Here is a 17,690-nt window from a genome sequence, read left to right as displayed (position 1 = left end):
CCCTCTCCTTACGGTAACAGGCTCTTGACGTCGATAGGTTTGGCTTCGTTTTCCGCTTCACCTTTATCTTTGCCGTCGATTGCCATACCTGCCATCCGGTAGAAGTTATATTCCGGGTATTTACCCGGACCGGAGATCAGCAGATCCTCTTTTTCGTACACCAGATCCTGACGCTTAAACTCGCCCATTTCGAAATCCGGCGTGAGCTGAATAGCTGTTGTCGGGCACGCTTCTTCACACAGGCCGCAGAAGATGCAGCGGGAGAAGTTGATACGGAAAAACTCCGGATACCAGCGCCCATCCTGCATCTCCGCTTTTTGCAACGAAATACAGCCTACCGGACAGGCTACCGCGCACAGGTTACAGGCAACGCAGCGCTCAGAACCGTCCGGATCGCGCGTCAGCACAATACGGCCACGATAGCGCGGCGGCAGGTAAACAGGCTCTTCCGGATACATCCGGGTTTCGCGTTTCGCAAACGCGTGCAGGCCAATCATCCAGATACTACGGACCTGGGTGCCGAAGCCCACGATTAATTCTTTTAACGTCATGGTCTTTTCACCCCTTATTGCGCTTGCCAGAGAATGACGGCCGCCGTTCCCAGCAAGTTAATCAGCGTCAGCGGCAGGCAGATTTTCCAGCCGAACGACATCACCTGGTCATAACGCGGACGCGGTAACGCAGCGCGGATCAAAATAAACATCATCATAAAGAACGCGGTTTTGAGCGCGAACCAGATGAATGGCGGTAAGAACGGCCCGTGCCAGCCACCGAAGAAGAGCGTGACCATCAAGGCGGAAATGGTGACGATACCGATATATTCACCAACGAAGAACAGACCGAATTTCATACCGGAATATTCGATGTGGTAACCATCCGCCAGTTCCTGCTCTGCTTCCGGCTGGTCAAACGGATGGCGGTGACACACCGCCACACCCGCGATTGCAAACGTCACAAAACCGAAGAACTGCGGGATAACGTTCCACAAACCTGTCTGGCTGTTGACGATATCGGTCATATTGAATGAACCGGCCTGAGCGACAACCCCCATCAGGGAAAGCCCGAGGAACACTTCGTAGCTCAGCGTCTGCGCAGATGCGCGCATCGCTCCCAGCAAAGAGTATTTGTTGTTGCTCGACCAGCCGGCAAACAGCACCGCGTAGACGGCCAGGCCTGCCATCATCAGGAAAAAGAGGATCCCGATGTTCAGGTCGGCCACCACCCAGGTGGGGCTGACCGGCACAATGGCAAACGCTAACAGCAGCGAGGTAAACGCAATCATTGGCGCAAGCGTGAAGATCACGCGATCCGAGAATTGCGGGATCCAGTCCTCTTTAAAGAACATCTTAATCATGTCCGCCACCAGCTGGAGTGAGCCCCCCCAGCCGACGCGGTTCGGTCCGTAACGATTCTGGAACAGACCCAGCAGACGACGTTCGCCAAAGCTCATAAATGCGCCGCAGGTGACCACCACCAGCAGGATCACCACCGCCTTCAGGATGCTTAACAGAATGTCGATAACATCCGGTGTTAACCAGCTCATGCTTGCGCCTCCTGCAGATTTTCAAGACGTGCTCCGGCCAGAACCGGCGCAATGCCCGGCATGCCCATCGGCAAACCGACCTGCCCTGCCGCCAGACCTTCAGAAACCTGCAACGGCAGGCTGATAGTCTGCCCTTCGTAGGTAAAGGAGATATGCGCACCCGCGTTAACACCAAGCTTCGCCGCATCGACCGGGTTAAGCTTGATGTACGGTTGCGGCATACGGCTCTGGAACACCGGCGAGCGCTGCGACAATTCGTCACTGCCGAACAGATGATAGTACGGAGCGATACGCCATTTGCCGTCCTGCGCTTCAAACGCGCCTGGTACGGATGTGAAGTAATCCAGCCCGGTTTCAGAGGCTTCAATCAGGCGTACGCCCGGATCGCCATGGCGCAGATGTCCCCCCACTTCATCCTGGAACTTGTTCCAGGCCTGCGGTGAGTTCCAGCCCGGCGCCCACGCGAACGGAATTTGCGAACGCGGTGCAGACGGCTGGTTGTTCCCTTCCATGGAGAAGGCGAACATGGTGTCTTTATCCTGCGGCTGACGCGGCTCATGCACACTGATATTGGCGCGCATAGCAGTACGTCCGCTGTAGCGATGCGGTTCACGCGCCAGTTTCTGCCCACGAATGCGGAAGCTGGCATCCGGCGCGGCGTCTTTAATACCGGCCAGTTGCGGCAAGGCTTCTACCACTGCGTCGATCACATGATCAAGCTGTGTCCAGTCCACCTCGCGGTTTTGTACGGTGCTGTGCAGTGAGTGCAGCCAGCGCCAGCTCTCCAGCATCAGGGTTTTGCTGTCGTAATAGCTCGGGTCATACACCTGGAAGAAGCGCTGCGCGCGGCCTTCGTTATTGATGACCGTACCGTCGCTTTCCGCAAAACTTGCGGCAGAGAGCACGAGGTGCGCCTTGTCCATGATCACCGTGCGCTGGTGATCAATCACCAGTACCAGTGGTGCTTTCGCCAGTGCGGCGTCAACGCGGGCTGCGCTGGCATGACGGTGCAGATCGTTTTCCAGCACCACAACCGCGTCTGCACTGCCGCTTTCCAGCTCAGCCAGGGCATCATCGAGGCTACCGCCGCCGATCAGGCCAAGACCCATACTGTTCACCGAGCGGGCAATCATCGTCACGCCGACATCGGAACCACGGCCTTTCAGCGCTTTGGCGACGTTTGCCGCCGCGTGGATCACGTCGGCGCTGCCGGCGTTCGTACCGGAAATAATCAGCGGTTTTTTCGCCCCGGCCAGCGCCTGAACGATAACATCCACTTTGCTCTTCAGGTCGTTGCTCAGGCCGTCGACCGCCGGAGCGGAATCATCCAGCGCGTGAGCGATAGCGAAGCCTAACCGCGCCTGATCTTCCACCGGAGCGCAGTAGGTCCACGCGGCGATATCATCCAGGCGAGTGCTGTCGATGTTAGTGACGAACAGCGGATGTTTGGCACGCTGACCAATGTTCATGATTGCGGCAATCTGCCAGTCGGCGACTTTTTGCGCCGCCGCCATTTCACGGGCTTTGCCTTTCACTGCCTGACGGACAGCCAGAGCGACACGTGCGCCCGTCTGCGTGATGTCTTCTCCCAGGATCAGCACCGCGTCATAGGATTCGATTTCGCGCAACGCCGGGGTATGGATACCGCCTTCGCGCAGCACTTTCAGCGCCAGCTCCAGACGTTGTTGCTCGCCTTTTGCAATGCCGGTATAGAAGTTTTCCGCACCGACCAGTTCACGCAGCGCAAAGTTGCTCTCCACGCTGGCGCGCGGCGAGCCAATACCGATCACTTTCTTCGACTGACGTAGAATATCCGCTGCGCCCTGCATCGCCTGCTCGGCGTTAAGGGTGATCAGATCGTCGCCACGACGCTGAACCGGCTGACGCGGACGGTCTTTCAGGTTGACGTAGCCGTAGCCGAAACGACCGCGGTCGCACAGGAAATAGTGGTTAACCGTACCGTTATAACGGTTTTCGATGCGACGCAGCTCGCCATAACGTTCGCCCGGACTGGTGTTGCAGCCCAGCGAGCACTGCTGGCAGATGCTCGGTGCGAACTGCATATCCCATTTACGGTTATAACGTTCGGAGTGGGTTTTGTCTGTGAATACGCCAGTCGGGCAGATTTCCACCAGGTTGCCGGAGAATTCACTTTCCAGCACGCCGTCTTCCGGACGCCCAAAGTAGACGTTATCGTGCGCGCCATAGACGCCAAGATCCGTGCCGTCTGCATAGTCTTTGTAGTAACGCACACAGCGATAGCAGGCGATGCAGCGGTTCATTTCGTGAGAGATGAACGGCCCCAGATCCTGATTGCGGTGAGTACGCTTGGTAAAGCGATAGCGACGGAAGCTGTGACCGGTCATCACGGTCATATCCTGCAGGTGGCAGTTGCCCCCCTCTTCGCAAACCGGGCAATCGTGCGGGTGGTTGGTCATCAACCACTCCACGACGCTTTCGCGGAATTGCTTCGCTTCATCATCGTCGATCGAAATGAAAGTACCGTCGGATGCCGGTGTCATACAGGACATCACCAGGCGGCCACGCGTGTCTTCCGCGTTTTGATATTGCTTCACCGCACACTGGCGGCACGCACCCACGCTCCCCAGCGCCGGATGCCAGCAAAAATAAGGAATATCAAGGCCCAAGGAGAGACATGCCTCAAGCAGGTTGTCCGCCCCATTTACCTCGTATTCTTTGCCGTCTACATGAATAGTAGCCATTAGCATGCTTCCAGTTGTCTCAGTCCGCGACTGAGAGTTAATCAAAATTCTGTTCGCGTCCCCTCACCGGTTCAGGATGAGGGGAGAACCATTACCAGCGCGCTTTCAGCAAGTTTGGCTGGATACCGCCAATCGCATGGGTATTGCTGAATTGCTGTTTGATGCCCGCTTCAAACTCTTCGCGGAAATATTTAATCGCGCTCTGTAACGGTTCCACCGCACCTGGCGCATGCGCGCAGAAGGTTTTACCCGGCCCGAGTTGTCGACACAGTTGCTCAAGTGTCTCGATATCTCCGGGCTGGCCTTCACCACGCTCCAGCGCTCGCAGGATTTTTACGCTCCACGGCAGGCCGTCGCGGCATGGCGTACACCAACCGCACGACTCGCGTGCGAAGAACTCTTCCAGGTTACGCACCAGCGAAACCATGTTGATTTCATGGTCAACGGCCATCGCCAGCGATGTGCCCAGACGGCTTCCCGCTTTACCGATGCTTTCGAACTCCATCGGCAGGTCAAGGTGCGCTTCGGTCAGGAAGTCAGTACCCGCACCGCCCGGCTGCCAGGCTTTAAACTTCAGGCCATCGCGCATGCCGCCCGCGTAATCCTCAAGAATTTCACGGGCCGTGGTGCCGAACGGCAGTTCCCACAGACCGGGGTTTTTCACGCGGCCAGAGAAGCCCATCAGCTTGGTGCCAGTATCTTTACTGGTCGAAATATTCTGATACCACTCAACACCGTTTGCCAGGATAGCCGGAACGTTGCACAGGGTTTCGACGTTGTTAACACAGGTCGGTTTCCCCCACACGCCGGAACTTGCCGGGAAAGGCGGTTTAGAACGCGGGTTAGCACGGCGACCTTCCAGCGAGTTAATCAGCGCGGTCTCTTCACCACAGATATAACGCCCGGCCCCGGTATGCACGAACAGCTCAAAATCAAAACCGGTGCCGAGGATATTTTTACCCAGCAGTCCGGCTTCAGTCGCTTCTGCAATGGCGCGGCGCAGGTGAACCGCTGCTTCAATATACTCACCACGCAGGAAGATATAGCCACGGTACGCTTTCAGCGCGAATGCCGAGATGAGCATACCTTCCACCAACAGGTGTGGCAGTTGCTCCATCAACAGGCGGTCTTTATAGGTGCCCGGCTCCATTTCATCCGCATTACACAGCAGGTAGCGGATATTCATCGATTCATCTTTCGGCATCAGACTCCACTTCAACCCCGTGGAGAAGCCCGCGCCGCCGCGGCCTTTCAGACCGGAGTCTTTTACCGCATTGACAATTTCGTCCGGCGCCATACCTGTTAACGCTTTACGCGCACCGGCATAGCCATTTTTGCTCTGATACTCGTCCAGCCACACCGGCTGTTTGTCATCACGCAGACGCCAGGTCAGCGGATGGGTTTCGGGAGTACGGATAACTGTTTTCATTTATACCGCTCCAGTAAATCAGGGATCCCTTCCGGTGTAAGATGACTGTGAGTATCCTCATCAATCATCATATTCGGGCCTTTGTCGCAGTTACCCAGGCAGCAGGTGGGAAGCAGCGTAAAGCGACCGTCGAAGGTAGTCTGGCCTGGCTTGATCTTCAGGTGGCTTTCAATCGCCGACTGAATGCCCTGATACCCGGTGATATGGCACACTACGCTGTCGCAATAGCGAATAACGTGGCGACCTACCGGCTGGCGGAAGATCTGGCTATAGAATGTCGCCACGCCTTCAACGTCGCTCGCCGGGATACCCAGAACATCGGCAATGGCGTAAATCGCGCCATCCGGCACCCAGCCACGCTGCTTCTGAACGATTTTCAGCGCTTCAATGGACGCCGCACGCGGGTCTTCGTAGTGGTGCTTTTCGTGCTCAATTGCCTCACGCTCTGCCGCACTCAGCTCAAAAGCCTCGGTTTGTGGTTGTTGATTCTCGTGCATAATTAGCGGTCCACATCTGACATAACAAAATCGATACTACCCAGATAAACGATAAGGTCGGAGACCAGGCTGCCGCGGATCGCCGACGGGATTTGCTGCAGGTGCGCAAAGCTCGGTGTACGAACGCGAGTACGGTAGCTCATGGTGCTGCCATCGCTGGTCAGGTAGTAACTGTTAATACCCTTGGTTGCCTCGATCATCTGGAAGGATTCGTTTGCCGGCATCACCGGTCCCCACGAGACCTGCAGGAAGTGAGTAATCAGGGTTTCGATATGTTGCAGCGTGCGCTCTTTCGGCGGCGGCGTCGTCAGCGGATGATCCGCTTTGAACGGGCCTTCCGGCATGTTGTTCAGGCACTGCTCAAGGATACGCAGGCTCTGGCGCAGCTCTTCAACTTTCAGCATCACGCGGGTGTAACAGTCGCTGACGCCGCCGCCCACCGGCACTTCAAAGTCAAAGTTCTCGTAACCGGAGTACGGACGTGCTTTACGCACGTCAAAGTCAATACCGGTCGCACGCAGGCCAGCACCGGTGGTGCCCCACTCCAGCGCCTCTTTTGCGCCGTAAGCGGCAACGCCCTGCGAGCGGCCTTTCAGAATGGTGTTACGCAGCGCCGCCTTCTCATAGGAAGCCAGACGTTTTGGCATCCAGTCGAGGAACTCGCGCAGCAGTCGATCCCAACCGCGCGGCAGATCGTGCGCTACACCGCCGATGCGGAACCAGGCCGGGTGCATACGGAAACCGGTAATGGCTTCCACCAGATCGTAGATTTTTTGACGATCGGTAAAGGCGAAGAACACCGGCGTCATCGCGCCTACGTCCTGAATAAAGGTTGAGATATAGAGCAAGTGGCTGTTGATGCGGAACAACTCAGAAAGCATCACACGGATGACGTTAACGCGATCCGGCACCGTAATGCCCGCCAGTTTTTCCACCGCCAGCACGTAAGGCATTTCGTTAACGCAGCCGCCGAGGTACTCGATACGGTCGGTATAAGGAATGTAGCTGTGCCAGGACTGGCGCTCACCCATTTTTTCCGCACCGCGATGGTGGTAACCGATGTCCGGTACGCAATCGACGATCTCTTCGCCATCCAGTTGCAGAATAATGCGGAATGCACCGTGCGCGGAGGGGTGGTTCGGGCCGAGGTTGAGGAACATAAAGTCCTCATTGTCGGTGCCGCGCTTCATACCCCAGTCTTCCGGTTTAAAGGTCAGCGACTCCATTTCCAGATCCTGCTTGGCTTTCGTCAGCTCAAACGGATCGAATTCGGTGGCGCGCGCCGGGTAATCTTTACGCAATGGGTGACCCGTCCAGGTCTGCGGCATCATAATGCGCGTCAAATGCGGATGACCGTTAAAGGTGATACCAAACATCTCCCAGGTTTCACGCTCGTACCAGTTGGCGTTCGGGAAGATTTTGGTCATCGTCGGCACGTTCAGATCGTTTTCAGCCAGTGCCACCTTCAACATGATGTCGCGGTTGCGATCGATAGAGATCAGGTGATAGAAAACGGAAAAATCCGCGGCGGGCAAACCAGCGCGGTGGGTGCGCAGACGTTCGTCCATGCCGTGCAGGTCGAACAGCATGACGTAAGGCTTCGGCAGTTTCTTTAAAAAATCGAAAACTTCCAGTAATTGCTCACGCTTAACCCAGACTACGGGTACCCCGGTGCGGGTCGCCTGAACGGTAAAGGCATCCGGCCCAAAACGGTTGCGCAATTCGCCAATGACCGGATCATCCAAATGATCCCGGGTCTGCCATGCGGCTTCTTGCGCAGTTAAATCGGTCATATTGTTCACCATTGCAAAGGGTCCGTGGTGACTGTCAGGTATGGCTTCGCGTTATTGGATTATTGAAATGCGAAGTTTCTTCCATTACCCGCAGGCGCAAATTAAATCTCGTCCGGCGTACGCAGATTGGTAACGGCAATGCGTTCGCCACGCTTACGGTCGCGTTCAGACTGCATATTGGCGCGGTAAACGCCCTGATCGCCGACCACCCATGAGAGCGGGCGACGTTCTTTGCCAATCGATTCCTGCAACAGCATCAGCGCCTGCATATAGGCTTCAGGACGCGGCGGGCAGCCTGGGATGTAAACATCCACCGGGATAAATTTGTCGACGCCCTGCACAACAGAATAGATGTCGTACATACCACCGGAGTTCGCGCAGGCTCCCATGGAGATAACCCACTTCGGCTCGAGCATCTGGTCGTAAAGACGCTGGATAACCGGCGCCATCTTGGTAAAACAGGTACCCGCCACCACCATCAGGTCGGCCTGACGAGGAGAGGCGCGCAGTACTTCTGCACCAAAACGCGCAACGTCGTGTACCGCAGTAAACGACGTCACCATCTCTACATAGCAACATGAAAGGCCAAAGTTATAAGGCCAAATTGAGTTTTTACGGCCCCAGTTCACCATATCGTGCAGGGCATTTTCGAGCTTGCCCATATACACACTACGGTTGATCTCTTGTTCCAGGGGGTCGGTTACGATCTCCTGTTTTTGCAGGGGGTAACGGTCGTTCTCACCGTTAGGATCTATGCGGGTGAGCGTATAATCCATCTTATTGCCTCGCGGTTAGCGTTGACGATCAGTGTAGCTGTTAGTCTCTGGGTTCATGAGCTCGCGGCGCGAACGCGCGGGCGTCCAGTCCAGCGCGCCAATACGCACCAGATAAACGAGACCAGCCAGCAGCACTAAAATGAAAATTGCGGCTTCGACAAAACCGACCCAACCACTCTCGCGAATGGAGGTTGACCATGCGAATAAGTAGAGCGCTTCAACGTCGAAGATGACGAAGAACATGGCCACCAGATAGAACTTGGCAGACAGGCGTAAACGAGCGGAACCGACAGAATCGATACCCGATTCGAAAGGAACGTTTTTGTGCCTCGCGCGCGCGCGACCGCCTAAAAACCGACCGCCAATCAGCATGAAGCAGCACAAGCCAATGGCGACAATAAGAAAGATAGCGAATGCCCAATGATGAGCGATGATTTCAGTGGATGTTGACATACGCATTGCTTAACTCAAAAGGTAGCGTTAAAACCTCTGCTCTTGCTGGCAGATGACGCCACATCGATTCACGGGGAGGAATAAAAAACCACACATTTACTGTGTAAATAGCAAGTACAGCTAAACGATGTGGGTTTTTACTCCTTTCTATAACCTTTTGTCAACTTTAACAAAAGTTTACTCACATTAGTTTACATCGGCAGCAATCCATTAACATTTAATGCCGTTTTCGTGTTCAGCGTCGCGCTTTACCGAAAAAAAAACCGGTGTTGAATCGTGTCCGTTGTGAGTTTTCATAAACATTACTCTCCCATTTTGACAGGATTTTGTCCGGATTCCTCCCCCTCTGCGGGAGTATTTTCTTGATCTGTGACACGCTTTTGTTAATTCATCACTAAAAACAGCAACAATCCGGTGCGATTTTTAACATGAACAGAAGGCATGAAAAACTATAGTTGATAAAGGGATACTTTGCTGTGAAGGGGATTAACGTATTGAAAAAAATAATCATTTATTTGACCAATAATTCAATTGATCATTATTTGTTCAAAAAATGAACCAATGGCATTACTTTTCCCGTCAGAGGTTCATTTTTGCACTTACATTTTGTTACGAGATTTTGGAACGAATGTTATCCAAAGTCCCCTTCAATAATGAGAGAGTCACCTCCCCCTTCGGTGGTACTGCTGCCGTAATGCCACGGATTCTGATAATGCTCCATCGCCTGGAAAATAACCTGCGCCAGCTCATTCTGGCTATGCGGGTTATAGCAAAGCAAGTATTCCGTATCGGGCAGCATCGGCAAACCATCCGTTCGCCCTAACACGCGCAATTCCGGACTCATCATTTCCACCGGTCGCGCGGTTACACCCAGCCCCGCTTTTACCGCCGCTTTAACGGCAGAAAGCGTGGAGGCAACATAAGCCATCCGCCAGGGAATATCGGCATCATTTAATGCGTTGATCACCATATCGCGAAAGGCGCTGGGCTCATCCAGCAATACCAGCGGCACCGCTTCACCTTTTTGCAGCACATATTCAGCCGAACAGTACCAGTGAGTGGGTGAGGTGCGTAGCGTCATGGCATCGAATTGCCCGGAGCGATGGGTCGTCACCACAAGATCAACGTCATGATCCTGCAGTCGATCGCCAGAGAGAGGGTTACGTTTGACACGAACATCAAGCGCCAGTTTCGGGTATACCGAGCTTATACGATTAAGCAAAAACGGCAGAATAGTATCGGCGGATTCATCCGAAGCGCCAATAGTGAGTACCCCCTGAAGATTGCTGAACATCAACGACGTACAGGCTTCATCATTGAACCGTAAAATCTTTCTTGCATAGCCCAGTAACTGAATACCATGCTCGGTCAAGAGCTTATTACGACCATGGCGGGCAAAAAGTTCTTTTCCCACTAACTGCTCCAGCCGCTGCATTTGCTGACTTACGGCAGACTGGGTGCGACAAACTGCAGCAGCCGCCGCAGCAAAGGTGTTAAGATCAGCGACCGCAACGAATGTTCTCAGCAGATCGAGGTCGAGATTCAGTATCGGACGATTTGCATTTATCATAATTTTTCACTTACGGGTTGCTCGCGCGGAGTTACCCGGGTTTATGCTGTGCTCGTAAGATTAAGTAATTCCATTTAAAAAGTGCATCCTGCAAAGTCAAGACCAGTATCACCCTGACTTTAAGTTCTGTGTTAATAGTTCGCTGTCTAAGGCAGGCTGAACTTGATGACTTTATTTTGCATACTCCCATTCCTTTTAGATATATAAACCATGCCAAAATGTGTTAATCCTTTTAAAGAAAAACATTTTCACGCAACATTCGCGGTCATACATAGCACAGGCATCATATACAACCAGCTCATATGACTGATTGGGAGTAAAAACCATGAATAACAATCAACTAAAATTAAGAAATATCCCACAGAAAAAGCAAGGCCTTTTGCTTATGAACCATTTCCGACACCTCTAAGTTTAACCTAAAACCCTTATATTTATAAGCATTATTAAGGATAATCTGAAGATAAAAAATGACATGACACCCAACTTAGTTATATTAATATTAATGATAGTCATAGTTCCTATTCTCAATATTAAATAGCTATTATTTGAAGAACAGTCCAACTATTAATAACGCTTAACATTGCGTTCACAGTGCTCCCCTTCCCCTACCAGAAATGATGAATACCCCGTACCCTCATTCAGATTTTACGCCAAAACTCCGCGGCCATGGCTCCGTCATGCCAAACACATACTAAACAAATGGATTTTAACAACACAAAATAATAGATAAAAGCATGATACCAACACCAACAACCATTCGTCAGTTAAAAAACAGTTTAATTAACAGATGAAAAGTCAAAGAGACAGTTAAAAAGCCGTTAACACAAAATGAGTTAAGACAAAATCTTCTCCTGCTGACCCTTCAAAACGTGCGGACGTGGGAGTACATTGTTCCGTGCTCACTTCCACGGCAGGCAGTGACAAATTCTAGCTAAAAGGTCAAAGGTTCATGTCCTCCATCGAAAAATCCAGCAAATTAGATAACGTCTGTTACGACATCCGTGGCCCGGTTCTGAAAGAAGCAAAGCGCCTGGAAGAAGAAGGCAATAAGGTTCTTAAACTTAACATCGGCAACCCAGCCCCCTTTGGCTTTGAGGCGCCGGATGAAATACTGGTCGATGTGATTCGTAATCTGCCAGGTGCGCAAGGTTACTGTGATTCAAAAGGGCTGTACTCCGCCCGCAAAGCAATCATGCAGCACTATCAGGCGCGCGGGATGCGCGAAGTCACTGTCGAAGACATTTATATAGGCAATGGTGTTTCTGAACTGATTGTGCAGTCCATGCAGGCACTGCTGAACAGTGGCGATGAAATGCTGGTTCCTGCGCCGGACTACCCACTGTGGACCGCCGCCGTATCACTCTCCAGCGGGAAAGCGGTGCACTACTTATGTGATGAATCATCGGGCTGGTTCCCCGATCTCGACGATATCCGCGCGAAAATTACTCCCCGCACACGCGGTATTGTGATCATCAACCCCAATAACCCTACCGGCGCGGTTTACTCAAAAGAGCTGCTGATGGAGATCGTTGAGATTGCGCGTCAGCACAACCTGATCATTTTTGCTGACGAAATCTACGACAAAATCCTCTACGACGACGCCGAACATCACTCGATTGCCGCGCTGGCACCGGATCTGTTTACCATCACGTTTAACGGCCTGTCGAAAACGTATCGGGTTGCGGGTTTCCGTCAGGGCTGGATGGTACTCAGCGGGCCGAAAAAACACGCCAAAGGCTATATTGAAGGGCTGGAGATGCTGGCCTCAATGCGCCTGTGCGCTAACGTACCTGCACAGCACGCCATTCAGACAGCGCTTGGCGGTTACCAGAGCATTAGCGAGTTTATTGTGCCGGGCGGCCGTCTGTACGAGCAGCGTAACCGCGCCTGGGAGTTGATCAACGACATTCCGGGCGTTTCCTGCGTGAAGCCAAACGGCGCGTTGTATATGTTCCCGAAAATTGACGCAAAACGCTTTAATATTCATGACGACCAGAAAATGGTGCTCGACTTCCTGCTGCAAGAAAAAGTGCTGCTGGTACAAGGGTCAGCATTCAACTGGCCGTGGCCGGATCACGTCCGTATTGTGACCCTGCCACGTGAAGACGATCTGGAGATGGCAATCACCCGTTTCGGTCGTTTCCTTTCCGGTTATCATCAGTAAGAGCCGTTGGGGGCAGATTTGCATCTTCCCCCACTCTCTGCGCACAATGACTCAGGTCGCAGTCACAGACAAGGTTAACTATGAGTCAGAGTCATTTCTTCGCGCATCTTTCCCGCCTTAAACTCATCAATCGCTGGCCGCTGATGCGCAACGTACGCACGGAAAACGTGTCAGAGCATAGCCTGCAGGTGGCAATGGTCGCCCATGCGTTGGCGGTGATCAAAAACCGCAAATTCAACGGACAGGTAAATGCCGAGCGTATTGCACTGTTGGCGATGTATCACGATGCCTCGGAAGTGCTGACCGGGGATCTCCCTACGCCAGTGAAGTATTTCAACTCGCAGATTGCGCAGGAATACAAAGCCATTGAGAAAATTGCCCAACAAAAACTGGTTGAAATGATTCCGGAAGAGCTGCGGGACGTATTTACCCCGCTGATCGATGAACGTCACTACAGCGAGGAAGAAAAAGCGCTGGTTAAACAAGCAGATGCCCTGTGTGCGTATCTGAAATGTCTGGAGGAACTTTCCGCAGGCAATAATGAATTCGGGCTGGCAAAAACGCGTCTGGAGAAAACATTGGACGCCCGCCGCAGCCCGGAGATGGATTACTTCATGCAGGTGTTCGTACCCAGTTTTCATCTCTCGCTGGATGAAATCAGCGAAGATTCACCGCTTTAATAAGCCGTCAGCCGGGCGATCCGGCTGACCGTTCAAAATGGGAACAGCACCGGAATCAGCAGCGCGCAGACCACCATGACCAGCAGGGTGAATGGCACACCGATTTTAACAAAATCGCTGAACTGATAATTGCCAGGCCCCAGCACCAGCGTATTCACCGGTGAGGAAACCGGCGTCATAAACGCAGCCGACGCGGCCATCGCCACCATCATGGCAAACGGATAGGGCGAAACCCCCATGGATTTTGCCGCAGCCAGCGCAATAGGCGCCATCAATACCGCCGTCGCGGTATTAGAAATAAACAGGCCGATCAAGGCACACATCATAAACAGACAAATCAGCATCAGATGCGGCCCGTAACCGCCCCCCACATCCATCAGCCCTTTTACCACCAAATCCACACCGCCGGTTTTTTGCAGCGCCAGCGCAAAGGGCATCATCCCGACAATCAAAATAATGCTTGGCCAGTGAATCGCTTTATAAGCGCTTTCAGCATCAATACAGCGGAATTTACCCATCAGCAAACAGGCAACAATCGCTGCAACCGTATTGGGAATTTCGTCTGTCAGCATCAGCGCCACCATTAACACCAGGCAGAAGATCGCATGCGGCGCCTGGCTATGCGCCGGAGACGCAGCGCTCTCTTCGACAGGCAGATTCAGCACCACAAAATCGCGACCGCGCGAACCCAACTGGCTAATCAGTTTCCAGTTGCCTACCACCAGAATGATATCACCCAACTGCAAGGGCTCATCCGTAACGGCTCCTTCCAGCGCTTCGCCATCGCGCTTCAGACCCACAACATTCAAGCCATAGCGAGTACGAAAGCCGATTTCGCGCACCGTTTTACCGGTTAATTCTGAATCCGGAATAAGCGTCACTTCCGCCATGCCAACATCCAGCGCCTGATCGGAGAAGTATTCACCACGCAGGATCATCGGCTCTAAAAGTTGCTCAGCACAGAACTCTCGCAGATCGACCTCTGCGGCGGACATATCAATCAACAGCACATCACGGGCGCGGAATTCAGACACCCCATTCACATTCACGATCACCCGCCGAAAACGCCGCCAGCGCTCAACACCGATAATGTTTGCACCATAGCGCTCACGTAGCCGCAAATCATCAAGACGCTGGCCAATCATCGGCGAGCCGGGACGGATAGCCAGGCGACGCGCACGACCAGTAAGGTGATACTCTTTAATCAGATCGCGGAAAGTGCGGTGCCTCCAGCCATCGCGCAGTACACCTTGCTCTTCGCCTTTCAGCATAAAACGCATCAGCAACATATAAATGATGCCGAGCAGCAGGATGACCAGACCTAACGGCGTGACGCTGAAAAAACCGAATCCCTGCAACCCTTCGCGTAGTAACTCACTGTTCACCACCAGGTTTGGCGGTGTCGCAACCAGCGTCATCATGCCGCTGATTAACCCGGCAAAACTGAGCGGCATCATCAAACGTGAAGGAGAAGTTTGCATGCGCATCGACACGCTGAGCACAACGGGGATAAAAATCGCGACCACGCCGGTGGAGCTCATAAAGGCGCCAAGTCCGGCCGCGGTTAGCATCAGCAGTACCAGCATTTTACTTTCGCTGCTGCCAGCCATTTTGACCAGCCAGGTTCCCATATTGGTTGCCACGCCAGTGCGAACCAGGCCATCGCCGATAATAAACAGTGCGGCGATCAGAATGACGTTAGGATCGCTAAAACCGGAAAAGGCTTCCGATAGCGTCAGCGTGCCGCTCAGAATAAAAGCGACAATCACAAACAGTGCTACCGCGTCCATGCGTACTTTGCCCGTTGCGAAAAGCACAACGGCGATACCCAACAGACACAAAACCCAGATCAGTTCACCGTTCACAACGTATCCTTGTCAGTTGATAGTGAGAAAATAGTGCCATAAAAAAACCCCACAAATGTGGGGTTAAATCATGAGATCAGGCCTTCAGCGTGACATTCACCGTTCCATCCGGCTGTTTTGCTACCACCAACGCATCAAGGCGTGTCAGCACGAAGTCCACTTCATCGAGCCGGGGCGCATCCGGCGGTACATTTACCGCAATGACGTGGCAGCCTGCCGCAAGGCCGGAAAGTACGCCTGCCGCCGCATCCTCAACCACAACACACTCCTCCGCTGGCAACCCCAACAGCTTCGCCCCCAGCAGATAGGCGTCCGGCTCGGGTTTACCACGCTTCACCTGTTCGGCAGTAACGAACACTTTTGGCGTGGGCAGCCCGGTGGCTCCGTGGCGCGCATGGGCAACCGGTACAGAGCCAGACGTCACAATGGCCCAAGGGATACCGGAGGCATCGAGATGGTTCAACAGTTCAATGGCGCCAGGCAGAGGAGTAATACCGTCAGTGTCTGACGCTTCAATCTCTTCCAGGCGGGTAAACTCAGCAGCGATCTCCGCTTCCGAACTGCCTGCCATAAAGTGACGCAATGAGGTAATCGCTTGTTTGCCGTGAATGAAATTCAGCACATCATCGTGTGCGATGCCAAATCTGTCCGCCCAGTTGCACCATGCCCGCTCTACGGCGGGCAGAGAGTTCACCAGCGTGCCGTCCAAATCAAACAGAAATCCTTTGCACTGCACACACACCTCCTTAGGCGTTAATGATCTGATTAATTTCGTTGCTGCTCAGATGGTACTGGCGCGGGCATGAGTGCCAGACGCTCAGCATGCGCTGATATTTATCCCACATGGGAGTTTGCGCGTTGAAGCCGTGGGTACCGGCGTCGAAATGGGTATACCGCCCTTCAACATTGACCATAAAGCGCACATAGCCGAGGTAACGCGCTTCCGTAGCGGCGTCAAAACCGAGGAAAGTGACGCGGCGCTCATCAATGGCGGCGGTGTCTTTCAGGTTAGCCCAGGAGACATGCAGCGCGTGATACATCTCCATAATATCGATAACGATGCGACAGGTTTCTTCTTTCAGCTCACCGAATTCACGGTCCAGCTCGCGCATTTGCAGGCCATATCCGCGCTCAATGATGGTTTGCAAACGGCGATAACGTTCCGCATTGGCCGGATCCATCATGGTCATCATTTTATACTGATTGGATAAGATCAGACGTTGGGCATTGGTCATTTCCATCTTTCGACTCCTGTGGCACATCGGCGCATTAAAAAAGATGTATTGAGTTTACCTGCTGAAAACGATGGCTTTCTTGATTTGCCGGGGGTGTTGCATGGATCAAAATGAAAAATAAAAAAAGAAGACATACCGATAATGCCTTCTTTATATATTGGCCGGCGACGAAATTACAAATCATCCAGAAAGGTTTTATCCAGTTGTTTAAACGCACGCTTAAGCGTGTCAGCTAACGCCTGATAATCGGGTTTACCTTCTACAGGTGCCAGTGCCTGCCCTGCTTCCTGAAGTTTTCCGCGCACTTCATAAAACCAGTGCAGTATAGAGGGCGGCAGCGGCGTGACAGAGCGTTTACCCAGCCACCACAGCCCCTGCATCGGCAGGCTCAGCGCAAACACCGCGGTGGCAACAGCCGGGCCAAGCTGACCACCCAGCGCAAGTTGCCAGCAGAGGGTAAACACCGCCAGCGGCGGCATGAAACGGATGGCGTAACGCGTGGCACGAATAACGCGATTCTCAACAAATACCGGAGCGAGGCGCTTTTCCATTGGCCAGGTCTTCGCATAATGCTGGCCCCGACGGAACAAACTAAAAAAACTGGCGGGGCGATTCTCTGAAGTGGACATGGCGTTACCTCAACTTCACATATAAAAATTAAAAATTTTGTGCAAAACAACAACTACAAATGACAACGTTAAAATTTTTTGTCAATCGCATCAGGTATCAGGTATCCTGTGCCAGCCTTACCAGGGTCATTAGACGAATAACTAAAATTCGTCAAATTTAAGCTCATTATGCCACTGTCTGAAATTTGCGCAAAATAGCTTAAAATTTTTGTATTCTTCCATCATGCCAGAAAGTATTCGCGGCATGATGTTAATCATAAATGTCAGCGTCAACCTGCGCTACGCTGTGCGACTCACTGACGTTTTTTAGCCACGTATCATAAATAGGTACTT

The 17,690-nt window shown here is 52.8% G+C and carries 15 protein-coding genes; 2 read left to right on the top strand and 13 right to left on the bottom strand.

Going from position 1 to position 17,690, the window contains the following annotated elements; translation table 11 throughout:
- Positions 1-8 precede the first annotated feature (8 nt).
- The 9 genes from nuoI to lrhA form a co-directional block, all read right to left on the bottom strand.
- Complete coding sequence (gene nuoI, locus O9K67_RS07815; protein ID WP_061493927.1) at positions 9-551, bottom strand: NADH-quinone oxidoreductase subunit NuoI; 543 nt, start codon at positions 549-551, stop codon at positions 9-11.
- Between the two features lie 14 nt (positions 552-565).
- Positions 566-1,543: an NADH-quinone oxidoreductase subunit NuoH gene (nuoH, locus tag O9K67_RS07810; protein ID WP_061493926.1), complete on the bottom strand. Its 978-nt coding sequence runs from the start codon at positions 1,541-1,543 to the stop codon at positions 566-568.
- The gene (nuoG, locus tag O9K67_RS07805) at positions 1,540-4,266 is read right to left on the bottom strand and encodes an NADH-quinone oxidoreductase subunit NuoG (RefSeq protein WP_061493925.1); all 2,727 of its coding nucleotides are present in this window, start codon (positions 4,264-4,266) and stop codon (positions 1,540-1,542) included. Before nuoG ends, nuoH begins: the two co-directional genes overlap by 4 nt.
- Positions 4,267-4,357: 91 nt before the next feature.
- A complete protein-coding gene (nuoF, locus tag O9K67_RS07800; protein ID WP_061493924.1) occupies positions 4,358-5,695 on the bottom strand; it encodes an NADH-quinone oxidoreductase subunit NuoF in 1,338 nt (445 codons plus the stop codon).
- Positions 5,692-6,192, bottom strand: a complete 501-nt coding sequence (gene nuoE, locus O9K67_RS07795; protein ID WP_039058775.1) for an NADH-quinone oxidoreductase subunit NuoE — start codon at positions 6,190-6,192, stop codon at positions 5,692-5,694. Before nuoE ends, nuoF begins: the two co-directional genes overlap by 4 nt.
- 2 nt (positions 6,193-6,194) lie before the next feature.
- Positions 6,195-7,997, bottom strand: coding sequence for an NADH-quinone oxidoreductase subunit C/D (nuoC, locus tag O9K67_RS07790; RefSeq protein ID WP_088238123.1), 1,803 nt, complete (start codon positions 7,995-7,997; stop codon positions 6,195-6,197).
- An 89-nt stretch (positions 7,998-8,086) separates the two neighbouring features.
- Positions 8,087-8,761 (bottom strand): NADH-quinone oxidoreductase subunit NuoB, encoded by a 675-nt coding sequence (nuoB, locus tag O9K67_RS07785; RefSeq protein WP_007371088.1) that lies wholly within the window; start codon positions 8,759-8,761, stop codon positions 8,087-8,089.
- 15 nt (positions 8,762-8,776) lie between these two features.
- Positions 8,777-9,220 (bottom strand): NADH-quinone oxidoreductase subunit NuoA, encoded by a 444-nt coding sequence (nuoA, locus tag O9K67_RS07780; RefSeq protein WP_061493923.1) that lies wholly within the window; start codon positions 9,218-9,220, stop codon positions 8,777-8,779.
- A gap of 625 nt (positions 9,221-9,845) precedes the next feature.
- Entirely contained in the window at positions 9,846-10,784 is a 939-nt protein-coding gene (lrhA, locus tag O9K67_RS07775) for a transcriptional regulator LrhA (protein ID WP_061493922.1), read from the bottom strand.
- Positions 10,785-11,733: 949 nt separating this feature from the next.
- On the opposite strand from lrhA, the gene alaA reads away from it, so the two are divergent.
- Positions 11,734-12,948, top strand: a complete 1,215-nt coding sequence (gene alaA, locus O9K67_RS07770; RefSeq protein WP_061493921.1) for an alanine transaminase AlaA — start codon at positions 11,734-11,736, stop codon at positions 12,946-12,948.
- Positions 12,949-13,028: 80 nt separating this feature from the next.
- Positions 13,029-13,628: a 5'-deoxynucleotidase gene (gene yfbR / locus O9K67_RS07765; protein WP_061493920.1), complete on the top strand. Its 600-nt coding sequence runs from the start codon at positions 13,029-13,031 to the stop codon at positions 13,626-13,628.
- A 32-nt stretch (positions 13,629-13,660) separates the two neighbouring features.
- On the opposite strand, the gene O9K67_RS07760 is transcribed toward yfbR, so the two are convergent.
- The 4 genes from O9K67_RS07760 to yfbV all read right to left on the bottom strand — a co-directional run bounded on the left by O9K67_RS07760 (position 13,661) and on the right by yfbV (position 17,357).
- Positions 13,661-15,493, bottom strand: coding sequence for an SLC13 family permease (locus O9K67_RS07760; RefSeq protein ID WP_061493919.1), 1,833 nt, complete (start codon positions 15,491-15,493; stop codon positions 13,661-13,663).
- Positions 15,494-15,569: 76 nt separating this feature from the next.
- Positions 15,570-16,259, bottom strand: a complete 690-nt coding sequence (locus O9K67_RS07755; protein ID WP_271044665.1) for a sugar phosphatase — start codon at positions 16,257-16,259, stop codon at positions 15,570-15,572.
- Positions 16,240-16,734 carry a YfbU family protein gene (locus tag O9K67_RS07750; protein WP_061493917.1) on the bottom strand — a complete coding sequence of 165 codons (495 nt, stop codon included), beginning with the start codon at positions 16,732-16,734 and terminating at the stop codon, positions 16,240-16,242. The genes O9K67_RS07755 and O9K67_RS07750 overlap by 20 nt, the downstream gene beginning before the upstream one ends.
- Before the next feature lie 167 nt (positions 16,735-16,901).
- Positions 16,902-17,357, bottom strand: a complete 456-nt coding sequence (gene yfbV / locus O9K67_RS07745) for a terminus macrodomain insulation protein YfbV (RefSeq protein ID WP_061493916.1) — start codon at positions 17,355-17,357, stop codon at positions 16,902-16,904.
- Between the last annotated feature and the right edge of the window lie 333 nt (positions 17,358-17,690).

Origin of the sequence: Kosakonia oryzendophytica (assembly GCF_027886705.1) — a bacterium.
Taxonomy (GTDB): Bacteria; Pseudomonadota; Gammaproteobacteria; order Enterobacterales; family Enterobacteriaceae; genus Kosakonia; species Kosakonia oryzendophytica.
Note: the sequence above shows the minus strand (reverse complement) of the source record. Positions and strands in the feature narration are given on the sequence as shown.

Excerpts from the sequence above, each read along its gene's own strand:
- nuoI (WP_061493927.1), bottom strand. The coding sequence starts at position 551 with ATGACGTTAAAAGAATTAATCGTGGGCTTCGGCACCCAGGTCCGTAGT.
- nuoC (WP_088238123.1), bottom strand. The coding sequence starts at position 7,997 with ATGGTGAACAATATGACCGATTTAACTGCGCAAGAAGCCGCATGGCAG.
- O9K67_RS07750 (WP_061493917.1), bottom strand. The coding sequence starts at position 16,734 with ATGGAAATGACCAATGCCCAACGTCTGATCTTATCCAATCAGTATAAA.
- yfbR (WP_061493920.1), top strand. The coding sequence starts at position 13,029 with ATGAGTCAGAGTCATTTCTTCGCGCATCTTTCCCGCCTTAAACTCATC.
- yfbV (WP_061493916.1), bottom strand. The coding sequence starts at position 17,357 with ATGTCCACTTCAGAGAATCGCCCCGCCAGTTTTTTTAGTTTGTTCCGT.
- nuoE (WP_039058775.1), bottom strand. The coding sequence starts at position 6,192 with ATGCACGAGAATCAACAACCACAAACCGAGGCTTTTGAGCTGAGTGCG.
- nuoB (WP_007371088.1), bottom strand. The coding sequence starts at position 8,761 with ATGGATTATACGCTCACCCGCATAGATCCTAACGGTGAGAACGACCGT.
- nuoH (WP_061493926.1), bottom strand. The coding sequence starts at position 1,543 with ATGAGCTGGTTAACACCGGATGTTATCGACATTCTGTTAAGCATCCTG.
- nuoA (WP_061493923.1), bottom strand. The coding sequence starts at position 9,220 with ATGCGTATGTCAACATCCACTGAAATCATCGCTCATCATTGGGCATTC.
- alaA (WP_061493921.1), top strand. The coding sequence starts at position 11,734 with ATGTCCTCCATCGAAAAATCCAGCAAATTAGATAACGTCTGTTACGAC.
- lrhA (WP_061493922.1), bottom strand. The coding sequence starts at position 10,784 with ATGATAAATGCAAATCGTCCGATACTGAATCTCGACCTCGATCTGCTG.
- nuoF (WP_061493924.1), bottom strand. The coding sequence starts at position 5,695 with ATGAAAACAGTTATCCGTACTCCCGAAACCCATCCGCTGACCTGGCGT.
- nuoG (WP_061493925.1), bottom strand. The coding sequence starts at position 4,266 with ATGGCTACTATTCATGTAGACGGCAAAGAATACGAGGTAAATGGGGCG.